The following is an 18679-nucleotide window of genomic DNA, read 5'->3' on the forward strand; positions in this document are numbered from 1 at the left end:
AACCGTCCACATGTTTGGTGTCATACTATTTTTCCGGAAGCAAAATGATCTTCCCCAGTTTTCCTGAATTTTTGAAGTAGGTTTGTGCTTCTCCCGCTTTTTCGAGAGGAAAGGTACGTTCAATGACCGGTTTGATCTTACCTGCAGAAATGGCATCAAGCATCCGTCTAAACTCGTCTCTCGTACCCAGGACCGATCCATATAACGTGATATGTTTTAAATAAATGGTCCTAAAATCGAGTTCCGTTTTCTGTCCCCCAGCCGAGCCTGATATACAAAACTTCCCGCCATTCTTTAAAACGCTTATGGATGTCTCAAACAACGCATCCCCGACTACATCCAATACAGAATCCACCGGACCTCCATTGACTTCTACTATTTCATCGGCAAGGGTTTGGGACTTGTAGGATAATACATGAGTAGCCCCCAATTCTTTCATTTTATCTTCCAATCCCATGTCACCTACAATCGCAATCACCTTAGATCCAAAAACTCTGGAGGCGATTTGAACATTCAATGATCCCACACCTCCATTTGCACCAGTAACGACGACCGTTTCTCCCGGCTTAGCCTTGATCTGCTCCACCATATGCCATGCAGTCAATCCGCTGACAGAAAAAACGGCACTTTCTTCATATGCAGGGAGAGGCATATCATAACAGAGTTCTGACGGCCAAACGACGTATTCGGCATACCCTCCATCATATTCGGAGCCAATGAATGACATATCCTCTGAAATGTGTTCGAAACCCTCCATGCCGCTTGAAGTGAAAGGAAACAGAACGACATTCTTTCCTATCAAAGTATCAGAAACATCTGGACCTACCCCTACGATTTCACCCGTTATATCCGATCCCGGAATTCTTGGGAAGTGAACGCCTTCCGGACGCCAGCCTGACTTCTCTTCTGTTCCATAAGCCCCTTCCCTCATCCAAATTTCAGTATTGTTAATGGCACATGCTTTGACCTTTACAAGGACCTCACCTTTTTCCGGAGTCGGGGTCGAAATATCAACCACTTCTAATTTGTCGATTCCCCCATATCCGGTAACTTGAACAGCTTTCATTATACTCTCCCTCTCCTCTATTCAATCTTTATGGTTAGTTTATACCCTTATTGAGCGACCATGCAGACTCATAAGTATTTATATAATATTCCCTGGGGCAAACTTGGCTGAAACCTCAAGAATTTCACGCAACAGAATCATTTTCAGAATTGATTGACAAATCTCCCGCAAAAGATCATATAATGGTAATACCAAGTATAAAATTGGTATTACCAATCAACAGGAGGGACATTCCAGTGAAAGAACGTTCATCAGACATTATCGCCGGCACACTCATTCAATCCATACTGGAAGGGCACATTAAAGTTCATGAACCACTGCAATCCGAAAGAGAATTGGCCACCCGCTTTCAAGTAGGAAGACCCACCATCCGGGAAGCACTGCAGAGGTTGGAACGGGACGGATGGATTGCGGGACGGAAAGGGATGCCTGCGGTTGTGAATGATTATTGGAAGCAGGGGAATTTAATGACGATCGTGAATATCCTCGAGCACCAGGAAGAAGTACCCGATGACTTCATCCATCATATGCTCGAGCTTAGAATCTCTTTGACCCCTACCTATTTCAGGGATGCCATCCATCATCACAGGCTCAAGGTCATTTCACTCTTTGTCCCTCTTGAAGAGGTACAGGATGATGCACGATCATATGCGGATTTCGACTGGCAGCTGCAGCAGAGTGTCGCCATGCTGTCGCCCAATCCCATCTATCTTCTCATCCTGAATAGCTTCAAAGACTTCTACAGTAGGATGGCCGAGAAATATTTCTGCGAACCGGACCATCGCAAAGCTTCACGTGACTATTACGAAAAACTGTTGGCCCTCATCTTAAAAGGGGACATCGAACAGGCAGTGCGCCTCATTAAACAAATGATGGAAACCAGCTTACGATTGTGGAAACAAAAAATGAATGGGGGCAATTGAGGATGAAAGAGAATCGATTGTATCGTGATTTCTTCTTACATTTTGATATTCTGGTCATGTTAGGTATCTTTCTTGTGGTGGTCGGCTTTTTAATGACCATGGAGCTTTCCTTATCCGCCTTCTTATTTTTTGCGATTGGGATCATCGCCTACATGTTCAGTGAATACCTCACCCACCGCTTTGTCTACCACATCAAGTCGCCGAAGAACGCTTTTCTTCTGAAATTGATTAAGCGTCTGCATTACGATCATCATAAAAAACCGAATGACCTGAAGCTTCTGTTTTTACCCATTTGGTACAGTGCTCCGAGCCTGTTCATCCTATGTCTGCTATTTTACTTCGTGAGCGGCTCGATCTCAGCATCCCTTGCCTTTGCCACCGGCATTCTGTTCATGTTCTTTGTCTACGAGTGGAAGCACTATGTCGCCCATCGCCCCCTCAAGCCGAAAACACGATTCGGAAAATGGCTCAAAAAGACACATATCCTGCACCATTACAAAAACGAAAACTACTGGTACGGGGTGTCCACGCCTTTCGTCGATGCTTTGTTCGGTACCTTGAAGGATGAAAAGGATGTAGAAACGAGTCAAACTGCGAAGGATTTGGAGAAGAGGGCGTGAAAAAAGTCCAATCGGGTGATCCGATTGGACTTTTCTATCTTACTCCCACTTAAACACATAACTAGCTAGCGCAAACCCGCCAACCAGCCAAGCACCCAATATCAGTGTCTCCGTACCCAATTCCAAAAAAGGGGTACCAAGATTCATCGTCTCCCGCAACGCCGAACTCAGATGAGCGATCGGCAGCACCTTCACGATCGGCTGGATAAGATCCGGCATATTGTTGATCGGGAAGAACACGCCACCAAGGAACAGCATCGGAAACGTCACGAATCCCGCAATCGGACCCGCACTTTCCGGGTTCTTCGCCATGCCTGCGATGATAAAGCCGAGTGCCATAAACGCAAGGGTTCCCAGTATGATAAAGAAAATCATGGCAAGCCACGAACCTGCTACGTTGATGTTAAAGATGAGATCGGCAATGAGGACGACGAGCAATGCCTGGGTCCCGTTCAGCATCAGGCGCGCCGTGATCTGGGCCGCGATGAACGTGGATGCTTTCAATCTCGTCCCCTGCATTCTCCGGAGGATCCCCCGTTCACGCCAGGCGGAAATTTGACCTGCGACCCCGTTCATGTTGTTGCTCATGATCATCATGGCGACAATACCCGGTACAAGGAAATCAACATATCGAAGGTTCAGCGCCTCGACTCCTACTTTCTCGACCGTCACTAACGGCTTATAGTCAACCATATCCTTGCTGTATTGATCGATGATTCCGTTCACCACCGTCAATCCAAGCTCTGACGTAGTCAGGTTTTTCTCGTTATAGTATACAGGAAGGGAGGAAGCCTCGTTCCCGTCCTTCAGGTTCTTTTCATATCCTTTCGGGATTTCGATCAGAAGCTGGATATCCCCATTTTCAACGGCTTCTTTTCCCGACTTCACGCTCTCATATTTCGTAGCCTCGATTCCCTCATTTTTATAAAATAAGTCCTTTAAGTCCTTCGATGCATCGGTGTCATCCCTGTCGGTCACCCCTACAGTTAAAGACAGTGAATTCCCTCCGCCTGCAAATGACCCGAGTGCCACCATCAGGATGACCGGGAAGAGTAACGTGAAGAAGAGGACCTGCTTGTTTCGTCCAAAGATCCGTAATTGTGCCAAAGTTAACTGCCAATAAGCTCTCATGATTCCCGCAACTTCCTTCCTGTCATATGAATGAAGACATCCTCTAATGTCGCCTGACGCGTCTCGAGATCCTGGATTTTCAAATGATGTTCCGTCGATATGGAAATGAGGGAGGTCAGTGCCAGCTGAAGCTCATCCGTGTAGAGCTGGACGAACGTGTCCTTGATGGCCACTTCCTCGACTCCATCCATTCTCATGAACCACTCCTGTTCAGGTGGATTGTTGAGATGGAATTCAATCGTACTCGTTGACTGCAGGGTTTTCACCAGATTCGTCGGTGTGTCAAGGGCGATCAATTCCCCTTGATCCATGATGCCGATCCGGTCACAAAGCACATGGGCTTCATCCATATAGTGCGTGGACAGAATCACCGTCTTCCCCCGCTCCTTCAACCGCAGCACAATGTCCCACAATGTCCGTCGCGCCTGGGGATCAAGTCCCGTCGTTGGTTCATCCAGAAACACAATCTCCGGATCATGAATCAGCGCCAGGGCAATCGCCAGCCGCTGCTTCTGCCCGCCCGACAGACCCTTGATCCGGTCCTTCCGCTTCTCGGTCAGGAGCATATCCTCGATCAATTGATTGATGTCCACATGACTCGGGTAAAAGCTCGCATACAAATGAAGGATCTCCTCCACCTTCAACAACTCAAACAAAGAAGTCGACTGAAGCTGAACCCCGATCACCTCTTTCACCTTGTTCACATCTTTCCGTACGTCATATCCCGCAAGTGCGGCCGTCCCTTCATCCGGCTTCCGAAGTCCCACAAGCATCTCGATCGTCGTCGTCTTCCCGGCCCCATTCGGACCAAGCAATCCGAAGATCTCCCCCTTTTCCACCTGGAACTTCACTCCCTTCACTGCCGTAAAGGAGCCATACCTTTTCACTAAATCTTTTACATCCACCATGACTTCGTTCGACATAACGAGCCTCCTTTTACAAAAATGTAACCGCCCAATAGTGAGCGGTCCTTCTGTGTTGTTTATACGCGATGTTGATCTGCACGCCAATTTTGTATAGCTTTTTTAATATCGTTAGGTGATAGTTTCTCTGTCACTGCTCTTTCCACTAGCCCTGGAAATTCTTCATCAGGTGAAAAGCGGAGCGCAATCATCTGCTTCAGGGATAACGAAGCATCCAGCGATTTTCCCGTTAAACGATAATAGCGGAAACTTTCTTCCGTGCGGATGATTCGATCCTGAAGCTGAAGAGCATAGGTTCTTAGCTTTACCCCTATGAGGATTAACGTCAACACAACAAACAGGACAACAAAGCTTAACAAAGTCTCTGTCCCGACATTTTTAACGAAAAACGTAATCGTAAGGATGAGTGTAATGAGGGATAAAAGGGCAATCCCAACATGATAGGCTGGATCGATCTTACTGTGATTTTCATAGTTTTGCTGTTTCATATGTACCTCCTGAGGTTTGTAGATTCATTATAACCTAGATCCGGAACAAAAAAGAGCATACCTAAGAATATTATTCCGGTATGTGATCTACAATTCCTTCTAAATCTAAACCTTATTCCACCAAGATCCATGACCTATTGGCAATCCCATTTTGCGCAAGTATTAATATCTATATTTTTCCATATGATAATGGTAAGATAGTAGCAGAAGCAACACCTACAGGACGTTCACCTGCTTTTACCTAACAAGGTTTATAAAAAAAGGAGGTTTTCGAAAATGGTTTGGTTATTTGTTCTGATTCCCCTTTCCTTCATGGCTGGGGTGGTTATCGTGGGCAGTATTAAAGAAACTTACTTTTCTCAAGGGTACCTTACTGGTGATTGCTATGATACGCACAAGAGTGAGGGTTATAATGCTTATTGCCAGGGGCAGTCCAATCATTTGAAGTTCTGGACTGGCGGGCGGTAATTTGATAAGGAAGAATTCGTGTTTGAAAGGCATTGCTGAGTGCAATGCCTTTTTCTTGTTGAAATAGGAAAGCACACGATTCATTTATCCACAATTGGGTAAACTATCCTTATCATCATAAAGGAGGTCATTGTATGCATAGGAAAACAACATGTATCTTCGCTGTTCTGTTCTCGTTCGTTCTTTTAGCCGGCTGTAATGACAAGGAAGAGGTTAAGAACCCTCCTGAAAATGCACCAGTTGAGGACACTGCCAATAATAATGAGGGAGCGAAAGATGAAGCTTTTACTTTTGCGAACTTTGATTTAGAGGTTGATTACAAGGAAAATAAAACAATCGACGTGGATTACGAGAACGAGAAAGACTCGACGGAAGCAAAATATCAGGATGATCTTAATGATCAAAATTTGACTTCTGATGAAGCGATGGCTAAGCTTACCCCGATCTTCAAAGATTTCTCGTTTGATCAGGATACCGATGAACAAGAGGTCATCAAACAAGTGAAAGAAGCATTTTCAGTTGAGGATGGCTATGAGAAGTTCGAGCTGGAGATTACATTCCCTGATGGGACGGAAAAAGAATACAGAGAAATGTAAGCACCTGCTTTCTTTCAAACAAAAGGACAATTCAATCGTTTTTATTCGATTGAATTGTCCCGTTTTTACTTCATCTTATTTATTTGTTCCGTGAGCTCTTTAAATTTCCGATCCAGTTCCTCATATTCCTTATCCCCTGGCATCATAAAACTGAGCCTTCCCAACACTTCCTGTCTCTCCGTCTCAAGCTTCAACCGCAGTTCTTCCTGGTCATCCCGTTCTGAAGCAGGCTCATTCAACTGTTTTTGAATCCTGCCGTCCGCGATCACGAGTCTCGTACTCGTCGTTTTCTCTAGAAAATAACGGTCATGGGACACGACAATCAAAGTCCCATTGTATTGGGAGAGGGTATCCTCAAGCTGTTCACGGGAAGCTAGATCAAGATGGTTTGTCGGCTCATCCAGGATCAGCACATCTTTTTCTTCTAGAATATACTTCATCAGCTTGCACTTTACGCGCTCTCCCATACTCATATTCCCGATCGGTTCCCGCCAGTGGGTCGTCTGGAATCCCAGGTGTTTCATGAGCGTCTGGACTTTCCCTCTCTCCTCGAAGGTTTCCTTGTGGAAAAGCTGTTCAGGCGTTTCGTCAAGGGGAAGGTCGAACACTTCCTGCGTCAGATAGCCGATCTCTGCAGATGGTGAAGTCCATACATCACCGTCAGCCGCCTCTTGCCTCATGATTACCTTTAATAATGTCGTCTTCCCGCTTCCATTCGGTCCGATGATGGACACCTTTTCCCCATGCTGGATCGTGAAATTGGCTTTTCTGAATAGTATTTGTCCATCAAATGCTTTCGTCAGATCTTTCACTTCCAAGAATCGCTTTCCTGTTTTTTTTGAGGCCTGCAGGGAGAATCGCACAGTATGTTCTTCCTGCACCGCATCCACCTTTGCTTTTTCAAGCTCTTTCTCAAGACGCTTCTGCTTCGATTTCACCTGGCTGTCCGTCCGTTTTGCTTTTACCCGGTAGTATTCTTTAAACCCTTCCTGTTTCGTGGACTGGGCGTGGGCTTTTTGTGACCAGGATGTGAGCTCTTTCATCTGACTTTCGATCCGTTCCACCATTTTCTGCTGCTTCTCAAATTCACGCTGCTGCGTGAGCCGTTTCTGTTTTCGCGCTTCCATGTAGCTCGAATAATGGCCCCGATGCTCAATCAGCTTCCCATGTTCGATCGCCCAGATTTTGTTCACCGCTTCATCTAAAAAATACCGGTCATGTGATACTAGAATGATCGTCCCTTTATACTCCATGATCTGATTCATCAGGAGTTCCATACTCCCGTGATCCAGGTGGTTCGTCGGTTCATCCAATAGAAGGAGGTCGGCATTCTGCGCAAACCCTTTTGCAAGTCGGGCCTTCAGCTTTTCTCCGCCGCTCAAGTGCAGAAACTCATGATTCGGCACCTGCCATTTTTCCAGCAGCCGGGCTTCAGAAGGTGTCGTTTCGTTAAAGGAATAGGACTCCGTTTCCTGTTCGACCATCCCGATGTTCAAGTCCTGATGCAACCACTGGATTGTACCTTCGGAAGGCACTAAATCCCCGTGGATCAACTGAAGCAGAGTAGACTTCCCGGCACCATTCTGCCCGATGATTCCGATGACATCCCCTTCCTGCACACTCGCATTGACCCCTTTAAAGATAGGCTGATCCATCATTTTATAGCTTATATTCACTAACTTCATCAATTCTCTCATACCATCTTCCCCTCTCATCAAAGGGAGAACAAAAAAATCCTCCCCATTTTTCTGGAAGGATTAGCCGTACCTGTCGCGCTCAAAGAAAGCCATTTGGAAATCAACGGCTCAGACGATGTATAAAAATGGGCAGACTAATCCTATTTTGGTTAATTTGAAATATGGAATTTCAAACCTCGCGAAAATAAGATCAGTACTTCATCGTCCACCCATCACTCCTGTCATTTTTAGTAAGTTCACTATATCATGAAATGATTTGGAAGTGCAAAAGGAAATTGAGAATATCTAAAAAAACCCAATACCAATAAAGGATTAGATTCACAATCAGTGGTATGATAAAGACTGAGGACTAGAATTACATTAACTGGTCGACCAGCTTTATGTGTTGGCTCGATGTTTAGTGGAAAGGAGCACTTTATTTGGAATCAATCTGGTTAGAATATGGATGGACATTACTGATCCTAATCGGCCTTGAGGGATTATTATCTGCAGATAATGCCCTTGTTCTCGCCGTCATTGCGAAACACCTTCCGGACGATGAGAAGAAAAGGGCCATTAAATACGGGATTTTCCTTGCCTTTGCCTTTCGTTTTGGTGCCTTGTTTGCGATTTCCTTTATTGCGAATGTCTGGCAGATCCAGGCGATCGGAGCAGCCTACCTTCTTTACCTGGGCTTAAAGCATGTCATTAAAGCACGTTTTGGAAAAGAGAATGAAAATATTCGTGAAGATACTGAAGAGGAAGCTGCAGGAAAAGGATTTTGGCCGACAGTCGGAAAGATTGCATTGGCAGACCTTGCCTTTGCCATTGATTCGATCCTCGCAGCCGTGGCCCTTGCCCTTGGACTCCCCGATTCACCCCTTGATGATTTTGGCGGGATGGACGGCGGACAATTTATCATCGTTGTCCTCGGAGGAATTGCCGGGCTGATTTTGATCAAATATGCTGCAACCTGGTTTGTGCAGCTGCTTGAAAAGCGCCCTGCTTTAGAGACAACCGCTTATGCCATTGTCGCCTGGGTCGGGGTGAAGTTGGCCGTCATCACACTGGCTCATGAAGATATTCATATCCTGGATCACGATTTCCCTCATAGCACCCTTTGGACCCTCACATTTTACGGAGTCCTTGTGGCTATCGCCTTGTTTGGGTGGTTCGCACCGGGAAACAAAGAATCTCAGCATAGTGAAAGTTAGATAAAAGAAATGCCCTGTGAATCTTCACAGGGCATTTCTTTTCAAGACTGACTCCCTACACTCCCGGGAACCAGCCAGGCGTATTCACAATTGCATTCCATAACGGATCGGGAACGACCAATTCTTCCTGTTTCCCTTTATCTATCTCCGTCACAATGTCATCTTCTCTTCCTTCTTCTATCTTCATCAACCAATCGGGATCAATGATCAGTTCACGACCAAGGGCCAATAGCGGAACGCCTGTACTTAACGCTTTATGTGCATCGTCGGCAGAGTAGATCGAACCTACGCCAATCAGCGGTGTACGGTCACCGATGGTTTCCAATAGATAGTCCATTCTTGTTTTCTCAACGTCCTTAACGCCTCTTCTTGGCTTCGAGAAGAACTCGAAAAGGGAAACGTGAAGATAATCAAGGTCCTTGTCTGCAAGGGCATCTACAAGGGTAAGGGTGTCACCCATTGTGAATCCATTGTCTTCAGGCTCCTCAGGTGAGAAACGGTATCCAACCAGGAACGATGCATCCCCATGCTCAGCGACCACACTCTTCACCTTATCCACGATGGCAAGCGGGAACGTCATCCGTTTTTCCAGGCTGCCGCCATAACGGTCTTCACGACGATTTGTCATCGGGGAAAAGAATTGATGGATAAGATAACCGTTCGCTCCGTGGATCTCCACGCCATCATATCCCGCTTCTATCGCTCGGCGGGTCGTCTCACCGAAAGCATCGATGATATTCTCAATCTCTGCTTCTGTTAATGCTCTCGCTTTCTTCTCACCGTTCTCACCCGTTACTTCACTTGCGCTCACAACATCCCCATCTGGAACCAGATCCGGTGGACATTGTACACCTCCGTGGAAAATCTGGAGGACTGCTTTAGCGCCCTGATCCTTTATTCCCTTTGCCAAACGTTCAAGGCTTGGGATCATTTCATCGGAGTCCCCGCCAAACTCACCCGGGAATCCCTTTCCATCAGGCGTTACATATGTGCAAGCCGTGATCACCATGCTGACATCCTTGGAACGTCTCGCATAGTAAGTAACCTCTGCATCCGTAACGTTACCCTGCTCATCCGAAGAGAAGTTCGTCATCGGCGCCATGATGATGCGGTTCTTTAATTCCACTCCGTTTTTGAAAGTATAGGGGGATAATAGCTCTTTATATTTACTGTTCATGATTTTGCCTCCTTGTGGTTGTTCAAGGGACATCTTAATAGATAAACAGGTTTATTGACCAGACATCTGCTTGGAGGATGTGCCGGTATTATGAAAAATGGGCATCCCTCAACGACTGAGGAATGCCCTATTACTTGCTTTGTAGTGTGGTTTCAATCAAATACTCAAAAAATTTCTTTACGGCTTCATGGGAGAAATCGATGTCACCTGCATTATCTATATCAACAATAATAGGAGTAAAGTCATCGCCATCACGAACAAAGCAGTACCCATCTCTTTCTTCGAAGATTCTCTCAATCCCATAGCCGAATTCAATATCTGTGATCACAAAACCATCGGTTTAATCTACGTCCAATTGTATCTGAGTAGTAGTGTCTATCATGAATATCATCATATCTTAGATACCTTACCTTCACCTTTCCCATTAAACTCTTCCTTTCTTCTAAAATTGTCGCTGTTAAGAAAGAGGATTCCTACAATTTTTATTTAAGAACCAGCTTCGCCACAACCTCCACATGTGCGGTCTGCGGGAACATATCCACCGGCTGCAAATATTCCACCCTGTACTGTTTCTTCAAGTAACCGATATCCTTCGCCAAAGTCGATGGGTTGCAGGAGACATAGACAAATGTCTTCGGTTTTACTTCTTTCAGCGTATCAAGAAGTTTGTTGTCGCAACCGGTTCTTGGGGGATCAACCACGACGACATCGGGACGCCAGCCTTCGTTCTTCCACTTAGGCATGAGGGTTTCGGCACCTCCGACGAAGTATTCAGCATGACTCACTCCGAATTTCTTTGCATTCTTCTTCGCGTCATCGATTCCTTCCTTGATGACATCCATTCCGCGGATTTCTTTGGCTCCTTTAGCAAGCCATAATCCGATGGTACCGACACCACAGTAGGCATCGACGACTTTTTCTTCACCTGTGAGGGCAGCTGCTTTCTTCGTTTCATTATACAGCTTGCTCGTCTGGATCGGGTTGAGCTGGAAGAACGCGCGTGCGGATAATTCGTATGTGAACTCTTCCAGGCGTTCTTCGATGCTTTCTTTTCCGGACAAATGGATTGTTTCATCCCCAAATACGAGTGCCGTTTTTTTCGGATTGATGTTTTGGGCGATGGAGACGACTTCCGGAAGTCGTTTCTGGATCTCGTTGATCAGCAATTCCTTGCGGGGGATTTTTTTCTCCGACGTTACGAGTACGACCTGAACTTCCCCTGTTTCAAACCCGACACGTGTGACGATCGTTTTCAGGATCGGCTTTTTATTTTTATCATCAAAGACAGGGATGTTGAAATCATTGATGATGCGTTTGATTTCCGTTGTTACTTTATTCGTAAGCGGGTGCTGCACGATACATTCGTCGATGTCAATCAGCTTGTTTGAGTTCATGCTGTATAGGCCAGCGATAGCCTTGCCGTTGTGTATCCCCACTTGGAATTGGCTTTTGTTCCGATAGTGCCATGGATTGTCCATTCCAATCGTCGGACGGATGTCCAGGTCTTCCAATCTAAGCTTTGTGTGACGCTCGAGGGATTGAAGCAGGATATCCCGTTTTGCATCCAGCTGTCCTTCATATGAGAGATGCTGAAGCTGACAACCTCCACACTGCTCGTAGACCGGGCAGGGAGCTTTGGTGCGCTGTGGTGACTTCTTCCGGATCTTTTTGATGCGGGCTTCGGTGAATTTCGGGTGGACCTTGGTCACTTCCACGACCACTTCTTCCCCTGTCAGCGCTCCTGGTACGAAGACGATCTTTCGTTTAAAGAATCCGACTCCTTCACCGTTAATGCCGATTTTTTTTATCGTCAGAGGAAACTGTTGTTTCAGCTCGATTTTCACTTCATTGTGCTGCTTTTTTTCGTATTGCTTTTTCATTGGTTCACGTCCGTTCTATTCGATACTTCTCCATAAATACAAGGATGCATAGCTTAAATAAGGATGCCAGGATGTGCTGAATTGGTCCAGCTCGTCCATGGTCGGTTTCTGATCCATTTGGAATAATTTCTTGATGGCATTTTGGATGCCGATATCCGCTTTCGGGAAGAGATTCGGCCGACCCAATCCGAATAACAGAAAGCTTTGAGCTGTCCATGGGCCGATGCCGCGGATTTTGGTAAGTTCCTTGATGACTTCTTCGTCCGGCTGCTCGGCTAGTTTGTCCAGGTCCAGTTCTCCGCTTGCTACCTTCTGTCCGATGCCAATTGCATATTCCGCTTTCCGCTGGCTGAATTGCAGCTCCCGCAGTTCTTCCACAGTAAGCCCGGCGACTGTTCCCGGTGATGGATAGAACCAGACCCCGTCTTTTTGCCAGCCATATTTCGTGACAAAACGATGGGTCAGGGTGAAGGCAAACTTCAGGTTCAGCTGCTGATGGATGATGCTTTTGATAATCGTCGCAAACGGGTCGAATTCAAGGATGATGGGCGTCCCGATATGCTCCTCGAAAATGGGCTTCAGATCGGTCTGCAGGAAGTGCTCGTGCATATCGCGAAGACCGGTGTGCCACTGGAAAATGTCTGAAATCCGGTTCAGTTTTTGCTCAATGTTATCTTCATTTTCAAAAGTCATGCTGAATTCAGGCTGATCAGTGGTGCCTGTCGCCTGAACCTTGATGACCTCCCCATTCCCATCCGGGAGATAATATGGAACCTTCACGCTTCGGTTTTCCTGTTCCACTGCATTCAACGGATCCAGCGCCAGCCTCTCCAGTACCCGGTCAAAATTATAAGGTCCTTCAACCTTAACATCCCTCATCACCATCATCCTCATCCTTCCGCACAAAACTTGTATGTGTATTATAGCATACCGTGGGTGTAACACTTCAACGTTGTCGTTCGTCTGATACAGTAGCTGAGGGACGGACCTCTAAAAGTATTGGAGCCAAAGTTCAGGGAGGGACCTCAAGGAATTTCTAAAAGGGATGATTTGGTTGGTGAGGAAATCTATAATGGCTGGTTTGTTCCTTTTATTCTGTGTTGGTGGCTGTGAAGAGCCTGAGGATCAGATGGAGACTGAAGTGGGAAAACAGGTGGGAGCTTATAAGCTTGTAGAGACAGATGTAGTGAATACTCATGGGAATATAGAGAATATGGAGCGTTTTGAAGAGTTTTATAAGAATGTCGGGGATGATGTGGAGGATCGCATTCGGATTGTTACTTATACGGAAGAAGGTGATCCAGTCTTACATGACCTCGATTATGACGGGAATGTACTTCATTCCGTTCGGGACTCACGTCGGGATACGTTTGGTAGTGGTGAGATTGTAGAAATGTCCTGCGAGAATATAGAGTATATACAAAAAAGGAAAATGGCGGACAATATATACAAGCTGGCCGATTGTGACCGGAAGGATGCAGATGAGAATGTGATTTGGTACTAATGAATTCAGGGACGGACCTCAATTCCTAGGACCAGGTCCTAGGAATGAAGGTCCGTCCCTCTATTTTCTCATCATTGGATGTTCATCAAGGCTTTTGAAGGTGTAGCCTCTTTTCTTTAGGTCTTTTATGGCTTTTTCCATGGCGTCTGCGTTGTCTTTGGAGACAGAGTGCAGAAGGATGATCGCGCCTGGATGGGCTTGGGCCATGATATTGTCGTACGAGTATTGCCAGCCTCTTTGCTGATCGGTTTTCCAATCGATGAAGGCGACTGACCAAAAGACGTGGGTGTAGCCTTCTTCTTTCGCGATTTGAAGTGTACGTTCAGAGAATACGCCTCTTGGGGGACGCAGGTATTTCATTTCTTTCTGACCGGTTAGTTCTTTCGTTTTCACTTTTACTTTCTCCAGCTCTTCCCTGATTTTCTGATCGGAGCTTGCCGTGAAGTCCGGGTGATGCCAGGAATGGTTCCCTACGATGTGCCCTTCTTTCACCATTCGCTTGACCAGGTCTTCAGCGCTTAGTAAGTAGTGACCTGTCACGAAGAAGGTGGCTGGCACTTTTTCCTGTTTCAACACATCAAGGATCTGCCCTGTGTAGCCATTTTCATACCCATTATCAAAGGTTAGATACAGAACTTTTTTATCCGGTGACCCCTTGTAAAAGGCGTCATATTTCTCAAGCAGCCGATCATGCTGTGCTCCTGCTTCTGCAGGGACTTCATTCTGACTTTTTTTAAATCCCCAGCCAATCGGGTTATTCGAAGCTGCATAGGCTTGTGCCGGGATGAGCAATACTAAGATTGACGCTATTATCAACACTTTTAGTGATTTCCGCAAAATTGAACCCTTCTTTCACATTCCGTTTCCTTTAGTTTTTGAGAACGGGAAGGATTCATGTGTACTAAAAGTATCCAATAGTTAAAACGGTTATCATACCCCAACCTTTATTTCGATTGCAAACTCGCTTCAAAAAGATCGATGATTTCCAGGAATCGTTCTGCTTCTCTAAATGTGTGATCAGCCAAAAGTGGATGGATATTACTTTTGATCCTGCATTCTTCAATTAGTTCTCTTGCGGTTTTCTTGAAATCACGTAATGACTTAACTGAAACCTTATTTTGATTCAGAAATTGATTCAACATCGGCTTTGTTTCTGATTGTGGACGCATGGAGTCTAAATCAATCGCTTGAAAAACCAGTTGATCGAAATCCTGGCTGAACTCTCTCGCCTGCTCGACTAATTTCCGTTCGGAAGGATCCAATAGATGTCCGATAAACTTTGCGTGATCGGCCATGATTTTCAGAAAGAATACATTTTCCTGGATTATGGAATCCTGTTCTGGTACAAGTTTCCCCTCATTCAATTCCTGCAGACGTTTGGCAAAGAATGCTGCCTCCCTGCTAATATGATCCACTAACAATGGATAATTATTAGAACGGATTTCACATCGCAATGTCAAACCTAGTATTTTCCGCTTATAGTTCCAAATCGCAGCTGCCGCTTGATAAACTTCGCTGTTAAATGCTTGAATTTGTCGCACATCCGTGTTGATGGAGTATTTATTCAGCTTCTCCTCGATTCTTTCGAAAACCGTAATGAACTGCTGTGCTTCTTCAATTAATTGCTTCTGATCATACGTGAATCCCAAGCTCAGAAATAGAGCATGCTCCTTCATAATTCTCGACCAGAATTGAATCTCATCTAAAGATCGTGCAACGATCGGATTTGTCATATATTCTTCCCCCTCTACTCTCACTCTTCCCCCCTCATACTTATGTAGATGTATTTAAGATAATACTTTAAATATGTTAAATTCACGTAGTTCGAATGGAAAAAGCAAAAAGATTCCTCCTATTGGTACAAAAGGAATCTTCGAGAGGGACTGACAGTAGAATGAAGTTTAGATGATTATATAAATTGCATGCATTACAATAAAGGTCCTACAAAAGATTGGGTTTGTATCCAGGCATATGTCTCAGGTCACCCTGATATTTCATCTTCCATCGAAGAGAAACACGTTTCGAGATAAGGTCCGTCCCTCACTCAAAAAAAGTCTGATACTTCGTAGCCATTTCGGTTAGTTTCCCGTTATGTTCATCGATAAATTCAGATACGGTTTTTTTATCCCAAATGGCCTTACCTGTTGGGAATGCTTCAAATTCATCCTGGAGGTTCTTGACCATTTTGTCCCTTGAAACGGATACCATGGATTCGTCTACCTGGAAATGATATTCCTGGGCATTCGGAACGAGAAGGGTCAGGTAGATGGCGTTGTAATAAAAGTTCTTCCGGTCGGCATGATTACCGTCATACCAAAACTCATCCACGTCACTTTCAGGAAGGCTCCCTTCTTTATTGCCATAGATCACCTTCACCAATTCCCCAGAAAGATCGATTTCCTGAATGGTTTCTCCACCAGGTAATTCCTGAAGGATCGCACTGACCTTGGAGTTATCCCCTACATAGGTTCCGCTGTTTTCTTTTAACATATCAACTTTTACATCTTCAATTGAAGTAATATTCGATTTTTCACTATTACTTGCACACCCAGTTAAGAACACCATCAAGGAAAGAAACAACATGCTCACTAATTTATTGAAAATCATCATAGCCCTCCAGCTCCTGTTTGTATGTAATACGAAAAACATGTGTTTATGGTTTCATATTTTAACATAAATACCCAATAGAAAAACCACCCCGTATCATAACGAGGTGGTCCCTATTCCTTTATTTAAAAACAGGCTCTTTAAACTGAGCTAATTTTTCCAATGACGATTTATCCACTTCTTCATGAAGGCTGTTTCCATGTGAATCCATCGTTACAACCGCTGTAAAGCCTTCCACATTCAGGTGCCACATCGCTTCAGGAATACCGAACTGCATCAGATCCACTCCGTCTACGCCTTTGATGCAATCTGCGTAGTACTGTGCCGCTCCACCGATGGCATTCAGATACACTCCGCCATGATCTTTCAAGGCAGCAAGGGTTTTAGGACCCATTCCGCCTTTCCCGATGACAGCACGGATACCGAACCGCTTCATGATGTCCCCTTGATAAGGCTCTTCACGAATCGATGTTGTCGGACCAGCCGCTTTCACGTGCCAGTTGCCCTCATCGTCCTTAAGCATGACCGGACCACAGTGATAGATGATTTGACCGTCAAGATCCACCGGTGCATCATTCTCACTCAGATGCTTGTGGATCGCGTCACGGCCGGTGTACATGCGCCCGTTGATTTGAACCACATCTCCCACTTTCAGCTCACGGATTTTTTCTTCCGTGATTGGAGCTCGGAGTACCACAACATTTGGCTGTTCTCCGGATGAAGCCGCTGCCGTTTCAAGCTCAGCCTGTGACCCTTGAGTAAGGTCGATCTTCTCGCCTTCCTGATAGAACCATTCGTCGATACCGCCTGATTCAACATCAAGCTTCACGCCTAAACGACGGAATGCCCAACAATTATAGGCAACGGATACGAAGAAGCTTGCAGGGATACGATTCATGACGCCGACTTTACAGCCAAGCAGTGTCGTTTCACCGCCGAATCCCATCGTGCCGATCCCAAGCTCATTCGCATGGTCCATTACGTACTCTTCTAACTTCCGAAGATCTTCATTCGCATTCACATCATCCACGGAGCGGAATAATTGTTCTTTGGCCAGGTCATAGCCTGAAGAACGGTCTCCCCCGATTCCAACGCCGATGAAACCGGCACTGCAGCCTTGTCCTTGTGCCTGATACACCGAATGCATCACGCATTTACGGATCCCATCCAGGTCACGTCCGGCACGGCCCAGTCCTTCAAGCTCACACGGAAGGCTGTACTGGATGTTTTTATTTTCACAACCTCCACCTTTTAAGATCAGGCGGGCATCGATATAATCCTTCTCCCACTGCTCGAACTTGATGACCGGTGTCCCTAAGCCAAGATTGTCTCCTGAGTTTGCACCAGTCAATGAATCAACTGAGTTTGGACGAAGCTTTCCGTCCTTCGTCGCCTGTACCATCGCAGCATAAATCGCTTCTTTGATTTCAAGCTGATTCACGCCGACCGGTGTTTTTATTTTAAAAGTCGGAAGTCCTGTATCCTGACAAATCGGTGATACATTGTCATCCGCCATCTTTACATTATTTGAAATCGTGTCCAGGCTCATCGCCGAACGCGTGCCGGCGTTCTCACGGGCTTTCGCCGAGCGGATCGCACGCCTGACATCCTTTGGCAGGTTCGTGGATGTTTCCACAATCAAATCGTACATACTTTGCTGTAATGTCTCTTTATTCATCGTTCTCCCCCTCTAAAGATCTCAAAAACAGTCTTAATTTTCATACATCATTATACTCCTATAAGAATGAGATTGAAAGGGATTTCACAATGGAATTTCCTTCTCGAAATAACATGAAACCTCGTCTTCTTCCTTATAGATGTACCCGTTGTTTTGGTAAAACCGGATAGCGTCCGACCACTGTTTGTTGGTTTCGAGGATGAGGTAACGAGCCCCAAGGGAGTGTGCTTTTTCTTCCAGGAATCTGAGCATGATACGGCCGAGACCACATTTCCTGTATGGGGATCGGACTGACATTCTCACAATCTGATACGTGTCGTCTGATTCTTTTCGAATCGCTCCTGTGCAGATGATGTTGTCACCCTCTTTTCCTACAAAAAAATGATGCTCCGTGCCGTCATACTCTACGGATATGTCATGAATATCGGGATTCAGGGTGTGATCGATGAATCCGAATCGTTCGAGGAAACCTGACAGGACGACGTTTTTTGCCTGCTCGCACTGGTGTTTTTCGATTGGTGTGATGATCATGGGGATGGATCGCTCCTTTAATAGATGTTTTTATTAAAGTTTGACGTTTTAGCGGGGAAATCCTGCTTGGTATTCTTGTCTACTACTCTGCATAGGATGAAGCGTGGAGTTTATGGGGCGGGAGATAAAAATTGTAGACCGTTATGAATTTTTATCGACCGTTATTTAAATTTATCGACCGCTATTTCTTTTTATCG

At 45.5% G+C, this 18679-nt stretch carries 20 protein-coding genes; 6 read left to right on the top strand and 14 right to left on the bottom strand.

Annotated elements, in window-relative coordinates:
* Positions 1-25 precede the first annotated feature (25 nt).
* The gene (locus tag RSX31_RS12805; RefSeq protein WP_148994927.1) at positions 26-1066 is read right to left on the bottom strand and encodes a zinc-binding dehydrogenase; all 1041 of its coding nucleotides are present in this window, start codon (positions 1064-1066) and stop codon (positions 26-28) included.
* A 230-nt stretch (positions 1067-1296) separates the two neighbouring features.
* Here RSX31_RS12805 and RSX31_RS12810 point away from each other — a divergent pair, with 230 nt between their 5' ends.
* On the top strand, positions 1297-1989 hold the full coding sequence (locus RSX31_RS12810) for a GntR family transcriptional regulator (RefSeq protein WP_315634947.1): 693 nt from the start codon (positions 1297-1299) through the stop codon (positions 1987-1989).
* A 2-nt stretch (positions 1990-1991) separates the two neighbouring features.
* Positions 1992-2609: a sterol desaturase family protein gene (locus RSX31_RS12815; protein WP_315634818.1), complete on the top strand. Its 618-nt coding sequence runs from the start codon at positions 1992-1994 to the stop codon at positions 2607-2609.
* Positions 2610-2648: 39 nt separating this feature from the next.
* On the opposite strand, the gene RSX31_RS12820 is transcribed toward RSX31_RS12815, so the two are convergent.
* The 3 genes from RSX31_RS12820 to RSX31_RS12830 are packed head-to-tail and all read right to left on the bottom strand — an operon-like array spanning position 2649 to position 5151.
* Positions 2649-3740, bottom strand: a complete 1092-nt coding sequence (locus RSX31_RS12820) for an ABC transporter permease (protein ID WP_148994929.1) — start codon at positions 3738-3740, stop codon at positions 2649-2651.
* Positions 3737-4663, bottom strand: coding sequence for an ABC transporter ATP-binding protein (locus tag RSX31_RS12825; protein ID WP_148967439.1), 927 nt, complete (start codon positions 4661-4663; stop codon positions 3737-3739). The genes RSX31_RS12820 and RSX31_RS12825 overlap by 4 nt, the downstream gene beginning before the upstream one ends.
* A 59-nt stretch (positions 4664-4722) precedes the next feature.
* Positions 4723-5151 (bottom strand): DUF6526 family protein, encoded by a 429-nt coding sequence (locus tag RSX31_RS12830; RefSeq protein ID WP_148994930.1) that lies wholly within the window; start codon positions 5149-5151, stop codon positions 4723-4725.
* 276 nt (positions 5152-5427) lie between these two features.
* On the opposite strand from RSX31_RS12830, the gene RSX31_RS12835 reads away from it, so the two are divergent.
* Both RSX31_RS12835 and RSX31_RS12840 read left to right on the top strand, forming a co-directional pair.
* Positions 5428-5619 carry a hypothetical protein gene (locus RSX31_RS12835; protein ID WP_148967437.1) on the top strand — a complete coding sequence of 64 codons (192 nt, stop codon included), beginning with the start codon at positions 5428-5430 and terminating at the stop codon, positions 5617-5619.
* A 134-nt stretch (positions 5620-5753) separates the two neighbouring features.
* The gene (locus tag RSX31_RS12840; RefSeq protein ID WP_148994931.1) at positions 5754-6215 is read left to right on the top strand and encodes a YusW family protein; all 462 of its coding nucleotides are present in this window, start codon (positions 5754-5756) and stop codon (positions 6213-6215) included.
* Between the two features lie 65 nt (positions 6216-6280).
* On the opposite strand, the gene abc-f is transcribed toward RSX31_RS12840, so the two are convergent.
* The gene (gene abc-f, locus RSX31_RS12845; RefSeq protein ID WP_148994932.1) at positions 6281-7912 is read right to left on the bottom strand and encodes a ribosomal protection-like ABC-F family protein; all 1632 of its coding nucleotides are present in this window, start codon (positions 7910-7912) and stop codon (positions 6281-6283) included.
* 419 nt (positions 7913-8331) lie between these two features.
* Here abc-f and RSX31_RS12850 point away from each other — a divergent pair, with 419 nt between their 5' ends.
* Positions 8332-9105, top strand: coding sequence for a TerC family protein (locus RSX31_RS12850; protein WP_148967434.1), 774 nt, complete (start codon positions 8332-8334; stop codon positions 9103-9105).
* A 55-nt stretch (positions 9106-9160) separates the two neighbouring features.
* On the opposite strand, the gene RSX31_RS12855 is transcribed toward RSX31_RS12850, so the two are convergent.
* The 4 genes from RSX31_RS12855 to RSX31_RS12870 form a co-directional block, all read right to left on the bottom strand.
* Positions 9161-10282, bottom strand: a complete 1122-nt coding sequence (locus tag RSX31_RS12855; RefSeq protein WP_315634819.1) for an NADH-dependent flavin oxidoreductase — start codon at positions 10280-10282, stop codon at positions 9161-9163.
* A gap of 130 nt (positions 10283-10412) precedes the next feature.
* The gene (locus tag RSX31_RS12860) at positions 10413-10610 is read right to left on the bottom strand and encodes a hypothetical protein (RefSeq protein WP_315634820.1); all 198 of its coding nucleotides are present in this window, start codon (positions 10608-10610) and stop codon (positions 10413-10415) included.
* A 154-nt stretch (positions 10611-10764) separates the two neighbouring features.
* Entirely contained in the window at positions 10765-12162 is a 1398-nt protein-coding gene (rlmD, locus tag RSX31_RS12865; RefSeq protein WP_315634821.1) for a 23S rRNA (uracil(1939)-C(5))-methyltransferase RlmD, read from the bottom strand.
* Positions 12163-12177: 15 nt separating this feature from the next.
* On the bottom strand, positions 12178-13041 hold the full coding sequence (locus tag RSX31_RS12870; protein WP_397541183.1) for a DNA-3-methyladenine glycosylase family protein: 864 nt from the start codon (positions 13039-13041) through the stop codon (positions 12178-12180).
* A 178-nt stretch (positions 13042-13219) separates the two neighbouring features.
* On the opposite strand from RSX31_RS12870, the gene RSX31_RS12875 reads away from it, so the two are divergent.
* The gene (locus RSX31_RS12875; protein ID WP_315634822.1) at positions 13220-13666 is read left to right on the top strand and encodes a DUF4362 domain-containing protein; all 447 of its coding nucleotides are present in this window, start codon (positions 13220-13222) and stop codon (positions 13664-13666) included.
* A gap of 60 nt (positions 13667-13726) precedes the next feature.
* Here RSX31_RS12875 and pdaA read toward each other — a convergent pair whose 3' ends face one another.
* The 5 genes from pdaA to RSX31_RS12900 all read right to left on the bottom strand — a co-directional run bounded on the left by pdaA (position 13727) and on the right by RSX31_RS12900 (position 18482).
* Positions 13727-14503 carry a delta-lactam-biosynthetic de-N-acetylase gene (gene pdaA, locus RSX31_RS12880; protein WP_397548092.1) on the bottom strand — a complete coding sequence of 259 codons (777 nt, stop codon included), beginning with the start codon at positions 14501-14503 and terminating at the stop codon, positions 13727-13729.
* A 107-nt stretch (positions 14504-14610) separates the two neighbouring features.
* Positions 14611-15399: a DUF2935 domain-containing protein gene (locus RSX31_RS12885; protein ID WP_315634823.1), complete on the bottom strand. Its 789-nt coding sequence runs from the start codon at positions 15397-15399 to the stop codon at positions 14611-14613.
* 307 nt (positions 15400-15706) lie between these two features.
* On the bottom strand, positions 15707-16273 hold the full coding sequence (locus RSX31_RS12890; RefSeq protein ID WP_315634824.1) for a DUF4825 domain-containing protein: 567 nt from the start codon (positions 16271-16273) through the stop codon (positions 15707-15709).
* 121 nt (positions 16274-16394) lie between these two features.
* On the bottom strand, positions 16395-17951 hold the full coding sequence (locus RSX31_RS12895; RefSeq protein ID WP_148994940.1) for a fumarate hydratase: 1557 nt from the start codon (positions 17949-17951) through the stop codon (positions 16395-16397).
* 84 nt (positions 17952-18035) lie between these two features.
* Positions 18036-18482, bottom strand: coding sequence for a GNAT family N-acetyltransferase (locus RSX31_RS12900; RefSeq protein WP_148967425.1), 447 nt, complete (start codon positions 18480-18482; stop codon positions 18036-18038).
* Positions 18483-18679 lie beyond the last annotated feature (197 nt).

It is taken from the genome of Rossellomorea yichunensis (assembly GCF_032337515.1).
In the GTDB taxonomy this organism is placed as follows: domain Bacteria; phylum Bacillota; class Bacilli; order Bacillales; family Bacillaceae_B; genus Rossellomorea; species Rossellomorea yichunensis.